15 protein-coding genes are annotated in these 18,322 nt (G+C 45.2%); 9 read left to right on the top strand and 6 right to left on the bottom strand.

What is annotated here, in order from left to right; all coding sequences use genetic code 11:
• The 4 genes from DLE54_RS04515 to rplU all read right to left on the bottom strand — a co-directional run bounded on the left by DLE54_RS04515 (nucleotide 1) and on the right by rplU (nucleotide 2,983).
• Nucleotides 1-648 (bottom strand): TetR/AcrR family transcriptional regulator, encoded by a 648-nt coding sequence (locus DLE54_RS04515; RefSeq protein ID WP_110816395.1) that lies wholly within the window; start codon nucleotides 646-648, stop codon nucleotides 1-3.
• A 454-nt stretch (nucleotides 649-1,102) separates the two neighbouring features.
• Nucleotides 1,103-1,819 carry an outer membrane lipoprotein chaperone LolA gene (gene lolA, locus DLE54_RS04510; protein ID WP_011960163.1) on the bottom strand — a complete coding sequence of 239 codons (717 nt, stop codon included), beginning with the start codon at nucleotides 1,817-1,819 and terminating at the stop codon, nucleotides 1,103-1,105.
• Nucleotides 1,820-2,271: 452 nt separating this feature from the next.
• Nucleotides 2,272-2,529, bottom strand: coding sequence for a 50S ribosomal protein L27 (rpmA, locus tag DLE54_RS04505; protein WP_011960162.1), 258 nt, complete (start codon nucleotides 2,527-2,529; stop codon nucleotides 2,272-2,274).
• A gap of 142 nt (nucleotides 2,530-2,671) precedes the next feature.
• Nucleotides 2,672-2,983: a 50S ribosomal protein L21 gene (gene rplU, locus DLE54_RS04500; RefSeq protein ID WP_007393805.1), complete on the bottom strand. Its 312-nt coding sequence runs from the start codon at nucleotides 2,981-2,983 to the stop codon at nucleotides 2,672-2,674.
• A 756-nt stretch (nucleotides 2,984-3,739) separates the two neighbouring features.
• Here rplU and DLE54_RS04495 point away from each other — a divergent pair.
• The 4 genes from DLE54_RS04495 (at nucleotide 3,740) to DLE54_RS04480 (ending at nucleotide 11,672) form a co-directional block, all read left to right on the top strand.
• Entirely contained in the window at nucleotides 3,740-4,669 is a 930-nt protein-coding gene (locus DLE54_RS04495; protein WP_413775372.1) for a polyprenyl synthetase family protein, read from the top strand.
• A gap of 576 nt (nucleotides 4,670-5,245) precedes the next feature.
• Nucleotides 5,246-6,655: an efflux RND transporter periplasmic adaptor subunit gene (locus DLE54_RS04490; RefSeq protein ID WP_011960160.1), complete on the top strand. Its 1,410-nt coding sequence runs from the start codon at nucleotides 5,246-5,248 to the stop codon at nucleotides 6,653-6,655.
• A 29-nt stretch (nucleotides 6,656-6,684) separates the two neighbouring features.
• A complete protein-coding gene (locus DLE54_RS04485) occupies nucleotides 6,685-9,915 on the top strand; it encodes an efflux RND transporter permease subunit (protein WP_011960159.1) in 3,231 nt (1,076 codons plus the stop codon).
• Nucleotides 9,912-11,672, top strand: a complete 1,761-nt coding sequence (locus tag DLE54_RS04480) for an efflux transporter outer membrane subunit (RefSeq protein ID WP_110816394.1) — start codon at nucleotides 9,912-9,914, stop codon at nucleotides 11,670-11,672. Before DLE54_RS04485 ends, DLE54_RS04480 begins: the two co-directional genes overlap by 4 nt.
• A 180-nt stretch (nucleotides 11,673-11,852) precedes the next feature.
• Here the strand turns inward: DLE54_RS04480 and DLE54_RS04475 are convergent, their stop codons facing one another.
• On the bottom strand, nucleotides 11,853-12,176 hold the full coding sequence (locus tag DLE54_RS04475; RefSeq protein ID WP_227535524.1) for a hypothetical protein: 324 nt from the start codon (nucleotides 12,174-12,176) through the stop codon (nucleotides 11,853-11,855).
• 98 nt (nucleotides 12,177-12,274) lie between these two features.
• On the bottom strand, nucleotides 12,275-12,868 hold the full coding sequence (locus DLE54_RS04470; protein WP_227535522.1) for a hypothetical protein: 594 nt from the start codon (nucleotides 12,866-12,868) through the stop codon (nucleotides 12,275-12,277).
• A 241-nt stretch (nucleotides 12,869-13,109) separates the two neighbouring features.
• Between DLE54_RS04470 and rnhA the strand changes: the two genes are divergently transcribed.
• The 5 genes from rnhA (at nucleotide 13,110) to nth (ending at nucleotide 18,320) form a co-directional block, all read left to right on the top strand.
• The gene (rnhA, locus tag DLE54_RS12240; protein ID WP_110816391.1) at nucleotides 13,110-13,586 is read left to right on the top strand and encodes a ribonuclease HI; all 477 of its coding nucleotides are present in this window, start codon (nucleotides 13,110-13,112) and stop codon (nucleotides 13,584-13,586) included.
• Nucleotides 13,587-13,681: 95 nt separating this feature from the next.
• Entirely contained in the window at nucleotides 13,682-14,860 is a 1,179-nt protein-coding gene (dnaQ, locus tag DLE54_RS04460; RefSeq protein WP_110816390.1) for a DNA polymerase III subunit epsilon, read from the top strand.
• A 108-nt stretch (nucleotides 14,861-14,968) separates the two neighbouring features.
• Nucleotides 14,969-16,726 carry a hypothetical protein gene (locus DLE54_RS04455; protein WP_110816389.1) on the top strand — a complete coding sequence of 586 codons (1,758 nt, stop codon included), beginning with the start codon at nucleotides 14,969-14,971 and terminating at the stop codon, nucleotides 16,724-16,726.
• 41 nt (nucleotides 16,727-16,767) lie between these two features.
• Entirely contained in the window at nucleotides 16,768-17,595 is an 828-nt protein-coding gene (locus DLE54_RS04450; protein WP_011960154.1) for an RnfABCDGE type electron transport complex subunit B, read from the top strand.
• A 29-nt stretch (nucleotides 17,596-17,624) separates the two neighbouring features.
• A complete protein-coding gene (gene nth, locus DLE54_RS04445) occupies nucleotides 17,625-18,320 on the top strand; it encodes an endonuclease III (protein WP_011960153.1) in 696 nt (231 codons plus the stop codon).
• The last annotated feature ends 2 nt before the right edge of the window (nucleotides 18,321-18,322 follow it).

The following is an 18,322-nucleotide window of genomic DNA, read 5'->3' as shown; positions in this document are numbered from 1 at the left end:
TTACAACTTTTTTCCAGAAAATAGTGACAGCACATACTCCACATGGCGCTCTACTACTTGCTTAGAAAAAGGGTCTGTTGCTGATAATCTCCTAAATTGTGGGGCAAAGGTGAATATAGAATTTACTGCCCCTATAAATAAGTATCGAACGTGCAAGCTATCCCCTTCTGGCATTAAGCCCAGTTTTTGAGCCTGCTGTAATAGATCTAACTCAGAGTCGGCATAAGGACTGATATATTCATCAGTGAACCAATTTAATAACTCAGAGTCGCCATGATTGGCTTGAATCATAAAGCGATGAAAGTCCGGAAATTCTGCACTAAAGTTAATATAATGCTTGAGTAATTCTCGAACCACTTCAATTTGCTCAAGATGGCCAAGGCTTTGTCGGTACTTTTCTGACTCGCTTAGATAAGTGTCAAATATAGCAGCAGCTGCCGCTTTCCATAGATCTTCTTTGGTGCCGAAGTGATGAGTGATTAACGTATGATTCACTCCCGCTCTACTGGCAATGGCACGGGTTGATACACCCTCAAACCCAGCAGACGCAAACTCAGCAAGTGCCGCTTTAATGATTTTGCATTTGGTCTCACGTGAACGCTTTTGCTCTGAGCGTTTTTGCGGAGCACAGCTTACTTTTGAATTCATGGTCACTTCACCTCCAAGCGATAAGTGGACAGCAGGTTAGCAAATAAAAACGGATTAAAATCACCCAGATTGCTCTATCCTCTTATCCCTTTAAACCTCACTAATTACTGTATCTTAATGATTTAAAAATAAGTTTGTTTAAACCGAATAACCTTCACTATGTCATAGCGAAAATACGTATCCAAAAGTTAAGTTTATCATATCTAAACTTTATACGCTCTGAAGTGAAGCATGCTGAGACTAGATTGATGTTCAGACCATATTAAAGCACACCGCCCCATGTAAAGCACTTTACTCAAAACCAATAAAACCCAAGCATTAAGCTCGGGTTTTATTAAATTTAACTTTAATTATACTTAAAAAATTAGACTTAAAATATTAGGTCATCAATAACAGACTATAAGAAACGCCAATGACCGATGAGCAGCCTACTGTCTGAGTCTCTTCGACTCCCTTACTGATTAATAATGTCGACACCTTTAGGCGGCGTAAACTTAAACTGGCTGCTATTAATGCTTGGATTAACTTTTACATTGCTAAATTTAATAGAGGTCACTTGGCCCAAAGAGTCATTAAGTACCATCATAATGGGTTTGCCACCATTGAAGCTCACCGCTAGACTGTTAAAGTTACTGCCGCTGGCTTTTGGATAAAGGACATAATAGTTCTTTTTGGCATCAGGCTGAGTGATTTTAAAGTTGCTGGCAATTTTACTTGGGTCGCCTGATAGCAGTAAAGCTGGGGTATTACCTAATTGCTGATCGGCATTTTGACGGGTCGCTTGCTGTAAGTCCTTGTCATATACCCACATGGCACTACCATCGGTCACGATTTGCTGTTCAAACGGTGAGGTGATGTTCCAGCGGAATTTATTTGGGCGTTGCAGACTCATATTACCTGAAAAAGTACCATTTTTTGCGCTGAGGCCACTTTTGCCGCCATTGGCACCTTTAGTGGTCTGAGTGAAGTTTGCCGTCATGCTCTTAGTATTAGCCAATAGCGCGTTTAAACGCTTGGCTGCAGTTAAGTTATCCGCTGCTGTCGCCGCCTGTGCTGCTTGTGACACTGCCATCATCGGCATGCCAAAGATAAGTGCACCTGATAACGCGGTGCCCATAATATTTTTCATCATTTTTGTTGTTTTGTTTTTAGGATTCACTGAATTTTGCATGTTGTAAATTATCCTTCAAAAATTAAAGCAAGGGTTAAGTAATGACCGTAGCAACGTTAAATCACCACCGTCTTTATTATATTGATAGCTTATATACAAGAAGATGTATAACTTGATGGGTAGTGTGCCATTTCTTTTATTACCTGACTAGACGAAATTTGCAAATAAAACTGCTGGCTTGTTACACAGTTATGACTTGCTTTGGACAATCCGCGATTTTGTGACACACAAGGCTTTTTTGTTAACTTAGGTTGTGCTAATTGGCGGTTATTTTTTATGCGGTATGATCTATCCGCTTGATTTATCAGATGAATTTAGACCATAAAAAAAGCTCTGATATTGCTATCAGAGCTTTTTTGTGGGTAGTTAACTAAGCACTACCCTATAAATTCGCAACCTAATTAGAGAAGCTCTACAAAATGGCAAAACCTTTATAATTAGGCGATCGTTATTTAGGCTTCTTGAACAGAAACGTAACGACGGTTGAATTTACCTTTAGTGTCGAACTTAACAACACCATCAGTTAAAGCGAATAGAGTATGGTCACGACCCATGCCTACGCCAGCGCCTGCGTGGAATTCAGTACCACGTTGACGAACGATGATATTACCTGCCACAACATCTTGACCACCAAATACTTTTACGCCAAGCATTTTTGGGTTAGAGTCACGACCGTTACGAGTTGAACCTGCGGCTTTTTTATGTGCCATGAGAAATCTCCTTACTGAGACTAATTTATAAAACTTTATTACTATAAGTCAGTTCATCTTAAAGCACTTCGATAAGTACTGTAAAATAATTAATGTTACTTAACGTGACTGACTGTATAAGTGTAAAGGTGATTACCAGCTATTAAACATTAATCGCTTTGATTTTAAGAAGCGTGTACCACTGACGGTGGCCTTGCTCTTTGTGATAATGCTTACGACGCTTGTGCTTAACGATACGGATTTTTTTGCCGCGACCGTGCTCTACTACTTCAGCTTCAACGCTTGCGCCTTCAACAACTGGCTGACCAATTTTATAATCATCGCCATCAACAACCATTAATACGTCTTCAATTTTAATGGTCTCGCCTTTTTCAGCTTTAAGTAGCTCAACTTTTAGTAGTTCATCAACGTTTACACGATGCTGTTTACCACCACTTTTAATAACTGCGTACATCTTATGACTCCGTTTAACCCGTGTGCCGTGGTTATCAAGATACCAAAAGGTGTCTGTAATAACGCTTCAGCTTTTGCCTGATTTACGTACACGACAGGGAAAGTTACAGAAAATAGCTTTGCAACAATTTTACTTTTACGCTTTATAAGATCTGCCTACTAAGCACAAACCTTATTGAGTCATGAAAGCAAATACTGCATAAGCTTTGAATATGAAGACGGAATTCTACGCATTTATGGCTTAAATTGCAATAGATGATTGCAATTTAAGCCTATGTTATGATGTTGTTTTATACTGACTTTGGCTTAAGAGCCACTTTCAATGGCCATCTTGAGATAATTAAGGGTAAATAAGACAAACTCACAACCTTAAGACGATATTTTACCGTTACTGCACACAAAACTATATTACAATATCGCCACTTAAGATCGCTGCAAGCCATGTGCTTTAAATTGGCCATCTTACCCTGAGTATATAACACAATAAACTATCACGCATTTGTAGGTGACGTGCTGTTGGCTTGAGCTAATTATCTTTTATTATATCGTGTAGAGGTGAATGGCCTTTATATGAGTTAACTGTCTATATTAGCCTTATCTTATGCCTCACCTCTTTTTGACTTCAGTTGACAATGATATGACCACACCAAACACGCCCTCTTCAACCGATACCCCTATTATTAAAGATGAAACTATTAAAGATGAAACGCTCGATTATGCCGATATCCAGCAAATTATCGCCGATGACTTCGCCATTATGGATAAGCAGGTCTTTGGTAGCTTAAATTCAAAAGTACAGCTGGTAATGAATGTCTCTCAGCATGTGATTAATGCCGGCGGTAAACGCATGCGTCCATTGATTACCTTGTTGTGCTCAAGACTGTGTAAAGATGAGCAGTCTAAAGATGCGATGCATTTGGCTGCCATCACCGAGATGTTACACACAGCGACCTTAGTCCATGATGATGTGATTGATGAGTCAGGCATGCGTCGTGGCCGCCCTACTGCCAATGCCACTTGGGATAATCCTACTGCGGTCTTAGTGGGCGACTATCTTATTGCCCGCGCCTTTAACTTATTGGTGGGTTTTCAAAGCTTACCTTTATTAAAGCTGTTCTCAGATGGCACCTGTGACATCGCTGAGGGTGAAGTGCTACAGCTACAACACCAGCACAATCCTGAAGCCACCGAAACAGATTATATGAACATCATTGACGGCAAAACCTCACGGCTATTTATGATGGCGACCGCGGGCGTGGCTATCTTGCAAGATAAACCTGAATTTATGCAGCCCTTTAGCGACTTCGGTCAGCATTTTGGTAATGCCTTTCAGATTATCGATGACGTCCTTGATTATAGTGGAGATAGCGAAGTTATGGGCAAAAACCTAGGCGATGACTTGGGTGAAGGTAAGCCCACACTACCTACCATCGTAGCACTGCGTCTCCTAAAACAAAGTAACGCTGCCGATTACGATAAGCTGCGTATCGCTGTTCAGACCGGTAAAGTTGAGGATGCCGCCAGCCTGATAAAATTGGTACAAGACTCTGGCGCCTTAGAGTATTGCCGTAATCGTGCCTTGGAGGAGACCCGATTAGCCCAACAAGCCTTAGCGCAGCTGCCCGATAATGAGTACCGCAAAGGTCTGTGGCAATTAACTCAGCTTGCCAGCTCACGTTTGGCGTAGCGTCACCCATGGACATTTTATACTTAAATATAACCGGCGCTTAATCCCCGCGTGGTTTAGCAGTAGCCTACCAGTAACTGATGGGCTGCTGCTTTTTTATTGGCTTTATTAACCCCGTTATAACTTTATTTGCTCATAAACACCATTTAAAGTTTGTTATACTTTACACTTGTAATATATAATAGGCCGCATAATTGGCTTAAATATCCTAATTGGTCAACCTATCTTCACCTCTTTTCGATCTTCCAAACAAGCACCCCACCTATCTTTACAGCATTTAGGTGGGTTTTATTATCCAAAAAATCAAAGTCTCAAAGTTTTTGGTAATGCGTGCTTATACTCAAAAACAACTGCCAAATGAGAGGGTAAAATAGGTAGCTATGTATAGCTGCATAACGATTATCAGTCATAATTCTAATTTGATATCGGCTGAGCCAAGGGATATTTACAAATTTAAAACAAGTGCCTTACTCATCATTGCTAAAGTACGTATAATTTGTAAACTTCCATTATTCTTAAGCGTAACAAGCTAGCAAATATTTGCTTGTGATGACCCACTATTTAAGGTTTTTTTACATGAAACACTCGCACCTTTTCATTGCTATTAGCTTAGCTGTATCTGGTTTATTTATTGCCGGTTGCGACAAAAAAGATGAGGCTGCAGATGCTGCCGCTTCTCAGCAGCAAATGCCGCCCGCTGTGGTCAATGTCATTCCTGTACAATTCCAAACAGTTCCTTTAGTTCAAGAATTCTCGGGTCGTACAGCGGCTTATGAGGTTGCCGATATCCGCCCTCAAGTTACTGGGGTGGTGGATGAAATCTTATTTCCGCAAGGCCGCATGGTCCAAAAGGGTCAGCCTCTATATAGAATCAGCCCAGAAAACTACCAATCTAGCGCCGGCGCCAATCAAGCCGCTGTACAACAGGCTCAGGCCAATGTAGAGACTGCTAAAGCAAGCTATAACAATGCTTTGGCCAATATTGAGTCACAAAAAGCATTGTTAGAACAAGCTCAAGCTGATGTGCGTCGCCTTAAACCCTTGGTTGCTCAGCAAGCCATTTCAGAGCAGCAGTACGAGCAAGCCATGACTCAGCTAAAAACAGCACAAGCAGGTCTAAATAGTGCTCAGGCGGCGGCACAACAAGCCCAAGCCAATATCGCAAGCTCACAAGCTGCGGTAGCCACAGCGCAGGCTCAGTTATCGGGCAGTCAATTAGATATCAGCCGTACCATTGTACGCTCGCCCATTTCAGGCGTCACTGAGCGCTCAAGCGTCACCGCTGGTGCCTTGGTAAACGCCAACCAAGCCAATCCTTTGGTTACTGTCTCAAAAATCGATCCGATTTATGTTGATATCAGCCAGTCCTCTAGCGAGCTATTAAAGCTAAAACAACAGCAAGCTAAAGGCTCAATACAAGCTGGTACCAGCACCGTTGAGTTGGTATTTGAAGATGGATCGACGTATCCGGTGCGTGGCCAATTGTCACTGGCTGAAGCCAAGGTTGAGCAAGATACCGGGGCGGTCACCCTGCGTGCTATTTTCAAAAATGATAACTACATGCTGCTGCCAGGTATGTATGTAAAAGCCCGATTAATTCAAGGCTTGATTAATAACGCGGTGTTATTGCCACAAAGCGCTATTATGCGTACGCCAAAGGGTGAAACCCAGGTATATATTGTTGATAAAAACAATAAGATTCAGGTTCGTAATGTCACTATCGAAGGCACTTATCAAGGCCAGTGGATTGTGACTGACGGCCTGCAATCAGGGGATAATGTGGTGGCCATTGGTGGTGCCAAAGTTAAGCCTGAACAAGAGGTGGTCAGTAAGCCTTATGTACCGACCTCTAGCGAAGGCGGCGCAGCCCCTCAAGCAGGTGGCGCACCTAACCAAGGGCAAGCCCCCGCCGCCAAATCTGAAATGCCAAAAGGCCCTGTAGCCCCTCAAGCGCAAAAGTCGCCTGAAGATGACGCTGCAAAATAACTCAAAAATAGGCAGACTAGGAAGAAATCATGTCACGATATTTTATTAACCGCCCTATTTTTGCATGGGTAATTGCAATTTTAGTCATGCTATTGGGTGTTATTTCGGTCATTAATTTGCCGATTGAGCAATACCCGCGCATTGCACCGCCAACCATTAAGGTCAGCGCCACCTATCCAGGTGCTAACGCACAGACCGTAGAGGACTCTGTGGTGCAGATTATTGAGCAGCGCATGAAAGGTCTAGATGGATTGATGTATATGTCCTCTAGCTCCTCCTCAACCGGTTCAGGCTCAGTCACCTTAACCTTTGAAAACGGTACCGATCCAGATACCGCTCAGGTACAGGTACAAAACAAGCTACAAGCGGCCATGAGCTCGCTACCCGAAACAGTACAGCGTCAAGGGGTCAACGTTAACAAGTCCTCTAGCAGCTTCTTAATGGTACAAGCCTTCGTCTCTGAAGATGGCTCTATGGACCGCTCAGACATTGCTGACTATGTGGCCTCAAACGTGGTTGATCAGCTTAGCCGTGTGGAAGGTGTGGGTGACATTAACTTATTTGGCTCCTCTTATGCAATGCGTGTCTGGTTAGACCCCGCTCGCCTGCGTAGCTATAATTTAGTACCCTCAGATGTGGTCAATGCCATTCGAGCCCAAAACGCTCAGGTCTCTGCCGGTCAATTGGGTCAAGCCCCAGCCGATACTGACAAACAGGTCATTAACGCCACCGTCAGTGTACAAAGCTATCTAAAAACAGCTGAAGAATTCTCAAACATATTAGTGAAAACCGATGGCACAGGCGCACAAGTACGCTTAGGTGATGTGGCGCGTGTCGAGATGGGCAGTGAAAACTACAGTGTCAATGCCTTATATAATGGTAAAGAAGCCGCTGGTTTGGGTATTTCATTAGCACCTGGCTCTAACGCACTGGCCACCCGTGAGCTTGTCGCTGAGCGTATGACGCAGCTTGAAGCCAACTTCCCTAAAGGCTTAACTGCCGTTGTACCTTATGACACCACCCCATTTGTTAAGCTGTCTATTGAACAAGTGGTTCATACCTTACTAGAAGCAATTGCTCTGGTATTTGTGGTGATGTTCTTGTTCTTACAAAACTGGCGTGCGACTATTATCCCAACGCTTGCAGTACCTGTTGTTTTGTTAGGTACTTTTGGTGTGCTGTATGTCGCAGGCTTTAGTATCAACGTATTGACCATGTTTGCCATGGTACTGTCCATCGGTCTACTGGTGGATGACGCGATTGTTGTTGTGGAGAACGTGGAGCGTATTTTAGAAGAAAACCCTGAGATATCAATCAAAGATGCCACATTCCAATCCATGCGCGAAATTAGTAAAGTGGTTATTGGTATTGCGCTCATTCTATCTGCCGTTTTCGTACCTATGGCCTTCTTTGGCGGCTCAACAGGTGTGATTTATCGTCAGTTCTCAATCACTTTAATCACCAGTATGGTGCTGTCCGCCCTAGTGGCCTTAATATTTACTCCTGCATTATGTGTGACCTTACTGAAGCGTCAAAAAAATCATGGCGAGGAGAAAAAAGGTTTCTTTGGTTGGTTTAACCGCAGCTTTGACAAAACCAGTAAAGCCTATGAGCGCTTTATCGGTAAGAGTATCAATCTAAAATGGCTATACTTAATAGGATATGCGGCAATCATTGGTCTTATGGCTGTGGTTTTCCTACGTATTCCTGGCTCATTTTTACCCGAAGAAGATCAGGGTATTATGATTACCTTAGTACAGCTGCCCTCAGGCTCAACGTTAGATGAGACCCAAGAAGTACTGGATAAAGTCAGGGGCTATTACGACAGTCAAGAAAAAGACAACGTCGCCTCTGTGTTTACAGTCGCCGGCTTTAGTTTTGCCGGTCAAGGTCAAAACATGGGTCTGGCCTTCGTGCGGTTAAGCGACTGGGCGAATCGTAAAGGGGAACAAAACAGTGCCCAAGCTGTGGCCGGACGTGCCATGGGCTATTTCTTTACCCAATTAAATGAAGCTCAAGTATATGCCATTGTTCCCCCTGCCATTACTGAGCTAGGTAACGCCAGTGGTTTTGACTTAATGCTACAAGATGTGGGTAACGTGGGTCATGACGGCTTATTAGCCGCACGTAACCAACTGCTGGGTATGGCGTCACAAAATGATCAAGTCGCTGGTGTTCGCCCTAATGGTCAAGAAGATGCGCCTCAGCTCAAAGTTAATATTGACCAAGAACAAGCGGCCGCTTACGGTCTGGCTATGAGCGACATTAACAGCTTACTATCTACAGCTTGGGGCTCATCTTATGTCAACGACTTCGTTGATAGAGGCCGTATCAAACGCGTCTTCGTTCAAGGTGAAGCTGACAGCCGTACCAACCCTGAAGACATTAACAAGTGGTATGTGCGTAACAAGACTGGTGATATGATTTCTATGGGCGGCTTCTCAAGCAGTGAGTGGCAAAATGCTTCACCTAGCTTAACGCGCTACAACAGCTTTCCTTCTATGAACATCCAAGGCAGCGCTGCACCAGGTTTAAGTACCGGTGAAGCCATGGCAGCTATGGAGGAGATGGTCAGCCAATTGCCACCAGGTGTGGGCTATGAGTGGACTGGTATGTCACTTGAAGAGAAAAAATCAGGCGCTCAGGCACCGATGCTATATGCCTTGTCTATTCTTGTGGTGTTCTTATGTTTGGCCGCTTTGTACGAAAGCTGGTCCATCCCATTTGCAGTGTTGCTGGTTATTCCGCTTGGGGTGTTGGGTGCAGTCGTGCTAACTTGGTTTAGACAGTTTGCTAACGACATCTATCTACAAGTGGGTTTATTAACCGTGGTAGGTCTGTCTGCTAAGAACGCCATCTTGATTATTGAATTTGCTAAAGAGCACCAAGAGGAAGGCTACAGCTTACGTGAGGCGGTAATGACAGCAGCAAGACAACGTCTGCGTCCTATTATCATGACATCACTGGCTTTCGGTTTTGGTGTGGTTCCTTTATACTTAGCAACAGGTCCAGGTGCCGGTAGCCAAAACGCCATTGGTACCAGTGTGGTCGGTGGTGTGATTACCGCAACTTTATTAGGTATCTTCTTTATTCCTATGTTCTATGTGTGGGTACGCTCTGTATTTAAATATAAGCCTGAGGGTCCAAAAGATGGCTCAGGTGGCGCTGCTGCTCAGCCGCATGCGACAACCCCTGCTCTTTCAGCTAATGGCACAAGTGCAGCCTCTACCCCAGCAAATCTTGGAGACAACACTCAATGACGACCTCTGTAACCTTAATTCCTGATTCTAAAAGTCGAAGCGTGAGTGGTTCTGTTATGCGTACCCGAAAAAAATGGTCCCGTTTGTTTGGTCTATCTGCTTTGACAGTCGCAATCAGCGCCTGTCAAAGTGTTCCACTGGCCGACACAAGCCCCACAGTAGCCCGCCCCAATATTCCTTTGAATCCGGGCGAAAACTATGAGCTTTATGGCAACAACCAAGTGCCTTCAAGCCTAGCGGCTGTACGTTGGCAGAGCTTTTATTCTGACCCTAAGCTAAAAGCGCTTATCCAAATGGGTCTGGATAATAACAAAGATGTTAAGCAAGCTGTCCTAGCCATTCAGAAAGCCCAAGCTCAGTACCGCATTACTGACAGTAATGATGCGCCTAACTTAGGTTTGAATGGAGATTACTCATACGGGGCAAGTAATGCTAGAGACCGTAACCCTAGTGACAGCTTTAATGTAGGCCTAGGTATGGCGGCTTATGAACTTGATTTTTGGGGTAAAGTGGCAAGCTTAAAAGACCAAGCGCTGCAAAATTACCTCAGCACCACAGCCGCACGTGACACCGCTCAGGTCAGCTTGATTGCCAATATTGCCAAAAGCTATGTCAATTTAAGCTATCAGCAAAAGCAGCTAGAGCTTGCCATTAGTACATTGCAGACTCGAGAAGAGTCGCTACGCATTACGCAAGCCCGCTTGGCAGCTGGCATTGACTCAAAAGCGCCTTCGCTGCAAGCAGCTGCCTCTGCTGAGACGGCTCGTATTGCTGCACTAAATGCTCAAAGCGGCGTATTAAGAGCCAAAAATGCTTTGAAATTCTTGGTGGGTACCCAGATTAGCGAAGACATGATGCCAGATCCCGCTATTCCTTCGATTACTTCAAGCCAAGTATTAAGCGCAGGCTTGCCAAGTGACTTATTACGCTACCGCCCTGATGTCTTGCAAGCTGAATACAATCTAAAAGCGGCAGGGGCTAATATTGATGTGGCCCGAGCTGCCTACTACCCTTCTATTAGTTTGACAGGCAACTTAGGCTACTCAAGTAGCGACTTATCTGACTTATTTAAGAGCAGTGCTGGCAGTTGGTCGTTTGGACCCTCTATTAGATTGCCTTTATTTGATGCCGGTCAGCGTGATGCCAACTATGAAGTGGCTCAAATTGAGCGTGATCAAGCCGTTGCCAATTACGAAAGTACAGTAGAGGCGGCGTTTAAAGAGGTCAACGATGTACTGGCAGATCGAGCGACATTAGATGCCAGAACTCAAGCAGAATATCGCTTACAAGAGAACTATCAAGGTTTATTTGATATCTCTGAAGCCCGCTTTAAGGCGCAAGTGGATGACTACTTAGCGGTACTAGATGCTCAGCGCTCACTGTTCTCCACTCAGCAGTCTATTTTGAACCTTGAGCAAGAGCGTCTAAATAACCAGATTGAGCTGTATCAAGTGTTAGGTGGCGGTGCCAACTTAGGTGCGGTGGCAGTACCTACCCCTAAATATCAAAACCTGGTCAATGTCCTTGATAATAAGACCAATAAGCAAAAAGCGGTCAATGCTGTTGAAGCCAGCAAAGGGCCAAGAATTGTCACCGCCCAAGAAGCTTACCTGCTTGAGCAGCAAAAGCCTGTGAAAGTTGTGGAACAAAAACAAGCAACCCCAGTAGATATAAACAACGACAACAACACCGATGCTTATATCTCTGTGGTAGAAACCACCACTGAGCCTGCTGACTCTAAAGTGGTTCAGCCTTAGTTCAGCCTTAGTTCAGCCTTAGTTCAGCCTTAGTTCAGCCTTAGTTCCGCATTAGTTCCGCATTAGATTCTGCCCAATAATACTGACAAAAAATGGCGCTATACATAGCGCCATTTTTTATGGGTGAAACATATGAACAAAAACGCTTAAGCTGGCTGGCATGACCCCGCAGCTTATCTTCTACTCTGGCAGGTCGTGACGAATGTGATCAGGGCTTAGGCCAAAAGAGAACACAAAAGTCGCCACAAGGCTGTTGACGACCACAAAAGGCACATCAAGGCTGGCATGACCCAGTACAAATCGCCCCAGTAATACAGAAATCAGCAGCATCAGGGCAAAAAACAGCGCTAAATACAGTCTAATTTTGGGATGTTTGAGCCCATAAGGCTGATTAGGTCTTGGCCCTTTTTCTAAGACATACAGCCTAATTGCCCAGCCGGCAGCATAAGCCAAAGCGCCCATCAATAAATAATTTAAAAAACCCATGGCTGAATTCCTACTCATGAAGCCGCCCCACCGATGCCATAGGCTCGATAAGGCTTAGCTTTGCCTACCTAACTTATCATTATTTAAAATAGCGAAGATACAAAATAACGGCCAAGCTACTCAACCTTACCCGCTGGCCTAATGGTGATATTGCCCACCTCTTCCATACCGGCTATATTGCTATGCGGATTGGACTGCATTTCTTGCGCTGGTGTGTCATCACAATCCACTTTATAAATGGTGTTTTGACCTTGCAAGATATAGCCCAAATACGGACTGTCTAATGAGGGGTCAATATTGACATAGGCCTGCTTGACATTCGCCATTACCAGCACTCTATCCGGACGACCTATCATGGCCGTTAAGTCCTCGGGCTTGACAGGAAAATACTTATCTGCCTGCTTTAAGGGCATTGGCTCAAGCGGCTCTGGATCATCCCATACTCTATTGGCAGATTTGGGCTCTTTCATTTGCATCACCAGCTTGCCCGCTTGCTCGCTGACTTTAATTTGAGCTGGCTCTTCATGGCTGACGGTATAACAGCCTGCAAACAGCTCAGCATGCTTTTTGATAGAGGCAGCAGAGGTTACATCCTCTGCACTGTCCATGGTCTGACCCTCAGGGGCATCGTGACTGTCACAGCCTGCCAGCACCGCAGCGCCCGTTAGCAGTAAGGTAGAAGCTATATTGGATAAATTTAGTGATTTCAAAATAGTATTTCCAATCATAATAAAAGGGTCTAAGCCGTTAAGCAGATTGCCATTTTAACAAACTTACAGCCCTTCTGGGTACGCTTATCAAATATTAACTACGCCAGCTCAAATAGCGTCGCTATTTTTGTTATACTAAGGGCACAATTTGGGCAGCGCCTGCCTGATTTTTGGCTAATACGATTATTTTCCTATTGGCCAGTGACTACTTTTTTGCCAATCTTATCTGCTGTGAGCTTTTATGTCTGTTTTGCATCCCAAACCCAATACCACCATAGCTTTTACTGACGGCGCTTGTAAGGGTAATCCTGGCCCTGGCGGCTGGGGTACATTGTTGGTACTCAGCAGCGGAGAGCAAGTGGAGTATTTTGGCGGCGAAAAACACACCACCAATAACCAGATGGAGCTGATGGGTGCCATTGTTGCGCTACAACAAAGCCCAAAGGATCAGCTATTAGAGATTTGGACCGATTCAAGTTATGTGAAAAATGGCATTACTCTATGGATACAAGGCTGGAAGAAAAAGGGCTGGAAAACTGCTGCGAATAAACCGGTTAAAAACCAAGAACTGTGGCAGCGCTTAGATAGCTTGCAAAGCGGCCGCGACGTCAGCTGGTACTGGGTAAAAGGCCATGCAGGCCATGAAGGCAACGAAAAGGCGGATGAGCTGGCCAATCGTGGTATTTTATCCTCCTCAGAGGACTTAAAAAAAAACTAACTCAAACGCCTAAGCCAAGCCTGACACCCAGCACCGGCTTGACTGATGCCGACACTCTCCCACCGCTCTCTCAAAATATTAAGAATACTGCCTCTATGACTCCTGATAATTCTAAAACCGACTGGCTGCTTAACGACCCCTTAGGCTTCGATGAGATGGAAGCTGACACCCAAGAGCCTGCTGAGTATGATGACTATTATGCTGCCCAAGACCCTGCAGACTTTGACAATAAGGCATTAGACGCTGAGCCTATGCCGCAAGCCACACCTGATCAAGACTTGAGGGACACTGCGGCACCGCAAGATGCTATGGCGCCGCAAATGGCTGAGTCACTAGAAGCTAACACCCCAGAGGTGGCATTTGATGGCGATACCAGCCGAGCCAACCCTCATTTTAAGCCATTACTGCCGCAGCCTATTAACCGCGGTCTTAGCGGTCGCCAGCTGATTATGGATACCGAGACCACCGGACTAGATGCGCTAAAAGGTGATCGCATTGTTGAGGTGGGTATCATTGAGCTGGTGGATCGCAAATTTACCGGCGAGAAACTGCATGTCTATATCAACCCTGAGCGTGGTATGGATGAAGAAGTTATCCGAGTTCATGGTATTAGTGAAGCTTTTTTGGCAGACAAACCTACCTTTGGTCAGATCGCCAAGCCGTTATATGAGTTTATGCTCGGCGCTGAGATAATCGCGCACAACGCTTCGTTCGATATCAGCTTCTTATCGATGGAATTTGATCGAGTGGGATTGACCGGTTTTGCTGATCAAATAAAAATCACCGACTCTTTAGCGTTGGCCAAGCAGCAGTATCCAGGCCAAAAGAATACTTTGGATGCCTTGGTACGCCGCTTGAATGTGGGTAAGATGGACCGCACCTTCCATGGCGCCTTACTCGACTCGGAGATTTTAGCCGAGGTATATCTGGCCATGACCGGCGGCCAGGTTGCCTTAGCCATTGATGAAGATACCCAAAGCGAAGGCGCAGGCTCGCACGCAAGCTTTGCGCATTTGGCAGATAAGCTGGTTACCGCCAAAGCCCCTCTAAGCGATCATGTCCTGTGGGTGGCCAAGTTATTAAAAAAATACCCCAATTTGTCCCAAACCCAAGGGGTTAGCTGTTTTTATCAAGTTACCCAAGACACGCAAGTGCCAAGTGTGCTGCTACAAAAGCCTTTTGTCCGCCCCACTCAGGCGCAGCAGCAAGGATTTAGTAGACCCTTGGTGTATGATGTGAGTCTGGCCGACAACTTATATCTTGCCGTAAGCTAAGCTGTGATTGATTGATAGCTAAGTTTGTACTACAGTGATAAAGACGCAATAAGGACATACTCGCGCCATAAGTAGCTATATGGATTTATTTATTACTTGGTAACCTCTATGATCTCATCAGCCTCATCACAGCGCTTAGCGCCACCACAAGCCATTAGTATCACAAACTTTGATTTATCAGCGCTTTATCTGCTGCGCCCAGAAATCCAAATGATCTTAGATAATTGCGAAAAGCATCTAAGTGAGTTTTATAATGATAAAGCGCAGGCCCCACTGCTTTTGGACTCAGCGGCGATGCTGGCGCAGTTAGGCTCAGTGTTTAAGTTAATCTCACTTTATGGCAGTAGTGAGTTGGCACACGCATTATCAGCAGGGTTTAAGCACCTTTATGATCACGGTGATAATAGCAAAAAAGCGCTGATTTTAAGTCTGTTAGAAGCGATTATGATTCAGGCCCGTTATGTGGAGTTTGTGCTACTTCAAGAGACACTAGAACCCTCATTACTATTGCCTATTATCAATAAAATTAATGGCTTATTAGGACACAGCCTAATTAGCGAGACGGCTGTCAGTGTAGAAGGCCTAAGCGGTTATCAACATATAATCTTAGCCAATCCTGCCCAAAACTTTCAGCCGGTGGCTAAGTTAGGGCTCAATCATGAGCTACTTACCACTGCTTATCGCGCAGGCCTTGCGGTTGTATTGAGCGCCAAAACCTCAAAATTGACCGACTCTGAACGAGACAAGATTAGCGCCATGCATCAAGCCTGCACAGTTATTGCGGATCAATCAGACAGCCTATTTTGGCGAGCCGCTCAAGTGGCTACCCAGCATTTGGCAGAACTATTACCGCTGCAGCCAGCACAAAAACGGCTATTTATCTTTATTGATCAGCAGTTTAATACCGACTTGCCAACCGATAATCGCCGCTTCGCTGAACTTGTCAGTTTTGCCTGCTTGCAACCTGGTGAGCTTGCCGGCCGCTTAAGACAGCAAGTCACTGCCAATAAATTAAGTGACTCGCAATTAAAACAGTTTAAGCAGTTTTTGCATGGGCCCGATCAAAAAATCACCGGCACCATACATACTTTGATTCAGCAGCAAATCAATGACATCAAAGCCGATATCGATGCCCAAATTAATGTATCTTTATCTGCTGATGGTTCAGAGCAGCCAGTCGTGCCTAAGTTTCATAGCGCGACAGATAAGTTGGCTCAGCTGGCCTCAATCTTCCAGCTGTTAAACTTACCAAAAGCCGCCCAGAGCTTACAAAATAGCATTCAGGAGATTGGTAAATGGCATCTCCCAAATGATGAGCAGCTTGATATATTGCTATCTCAGCTGATGGTTGCCGAGAATGCTGCTATAGGCTTATCCAAAGCACATATCCCTGGTGCCGCCATGCAACAAATTAATAATGCTAATATTTCAATTTATCAGCTAGATACCGCCTATCAACAGCTCATTAAGCAAAGCCGCCGTGTTATTCGCCAGCTTGAGCAAGCAATTGGTGAGTATCTTGATAATTTACACGCCTCTAATACCAATGCATCTGTGCAGCCTCAAAGCTTGCTACAACAGATCCCAGCGACGCTCAAACAACTCGCCGGTGCGCTACAATTTTTGGCATTAAGCGATGCGGCCAATATGATTAACCGCTTGCGACTACAGCTTGATGAAAGCTTATATATTGATGATAATAAGCACCCTAAAAAACAGGAGCAGACGTATGATACGTTTGCCAACCTTGCCACTGTATTATTGGCCATTGACCATCAGCTTAGCGCACGCCAACAAAACTACCCTATCGGCCAATATGCTATGCAGGTGGCCAATAGCAGTTTGGCCAAAGTATTGGCGGCGTAAACGGCCTGTTTTCATTTTATTCAACTTATTTTGAGGTACTTGTGAGCACTGATCGATTAAACGCCCTTCCCATCTTATTTAATCGCTTAGGGCTTGAGAGCCTGCCTGCACAACAGCGTGAGCGCATTGCTGCTGTAGATGCCATCTTACCTCAGACTCAGTGCGGGCTGTGTGATCATCCTGACGGCTGCCTGCCTTATGCTGTGGCCATAGTGGTTGATGATGAAGCGCATAATAAGTGTGTACCCGGCGGTCAGCCTGTCAGTAATGATATAGCTGATATTTTAGGCCGTGAGTCGCTGCCTGTGCGTCAGTCACAATGGCCTGTGGATGCTCATACCGGCCGCCCTACTGAAGTGCGTGCCATTATCCGTGAAGATGACTGCATCGGCTGTACCAAGTGTATTCCAGCATGCCCAGTGGATGCCATCATTGGCACCGGCAAGCACATGCACACCATCTTTACCGACCTATGTACAGGCTGCGAGCTGTGCCTAGCGCCCTGTCCAGTTGACTGTATTGACCTGGTGGAGCTGCCACGCGATATAGCGCTTGAAACGCCGGAGTATAGAGCCAAAGAGCAGGCGCATTTAAGACAACGCTATCACACTCACCTAAACCGTGTGGCGCAGCAGATGACAGACAATACCCATGCCAAGCCGGTGACTAGTATGGTAGAGACCATGATTGGTAATGCCTCGCATCAAAGCCTCGACATTGACGAAGATCAGGCCAAAGCCACCATTGCTGCAGCCAAACTACGTACCAAAATCAAAAAGCTTGAAAAGCAGCTTAGCGTGCGTGCCAATGCTACCAAGCAAGCTGAGCTTGATGCGCTCAAACAGCAGTTGATGCTTATTGCCGGTTAATTGCCAAGCTATTTTATGAGTGTAGAGTTATGAGTAAAGTGGTTAAACACAAAACAGCCGATACCCCGCCATCAAGACGCCTACCCAATCGCGATGTACGCCCTTTTTTTGAGAAACTGGCCGCAGCCATCGATGAGCCGGTCACAGAGCTTGAATACAGCAGTAACTTTGAGCTGCTTATCGCGGTTATCTTATCGGCGCAAGCTACCGATGTCAGTGTCAATATTGCCACCCGCAAGCTGTTTGCAGTGGCCAATACCCCCGAGGCAATCTATGCGCTGGGTGAAGAGGGCTTGAAACAGTACATCAAAACCATTGGCCTGTATAATTCAAAAGCCAAAAATGTGATTAAGGCCTGTAAAGACTTAGTCGATAAACACAACAGCGTGGTGCCTGATAACCGCAAAGACTTAGAGGCGCTAGCAGGTGTCGGCCGAAAAACCGCCAACGTGGTATTAAATACCGCCTTCGGCCAGCCCACAATGGCAGTCGATACCCATATCTTTCGAGTCAGCAATCGCACGGGACTTGCCACTGGCAAAACGGTTCTGGCAGTCGAACATAAGCTGATTGAACGTGTCCCTGATGATTTTATACTCGATGCCCATCATTATTTGATTTTGCACGGCCGCTACACCTGTCAAGCACGCACTCCAAAATGCGGCGCTTGCCCTGTTTATACAGAGTGTATGTTCAAAGACAAACAACTATTTGCTGAGATGTGATG

It is taken from the genome of Psychrobacter sp. YP14, assembly GCF_003209315.1.
Classification (GTDB): domain Bacteria; phylum Pseudomonadota; class Gammaproteobacteria; order Pseudomonadales; family Moraxellaceae; genus Psychrobacter; species Psychrobacter raelei.
This window is presented reverse-complemented; position numbering and strand designations above follow the sequence as displayed.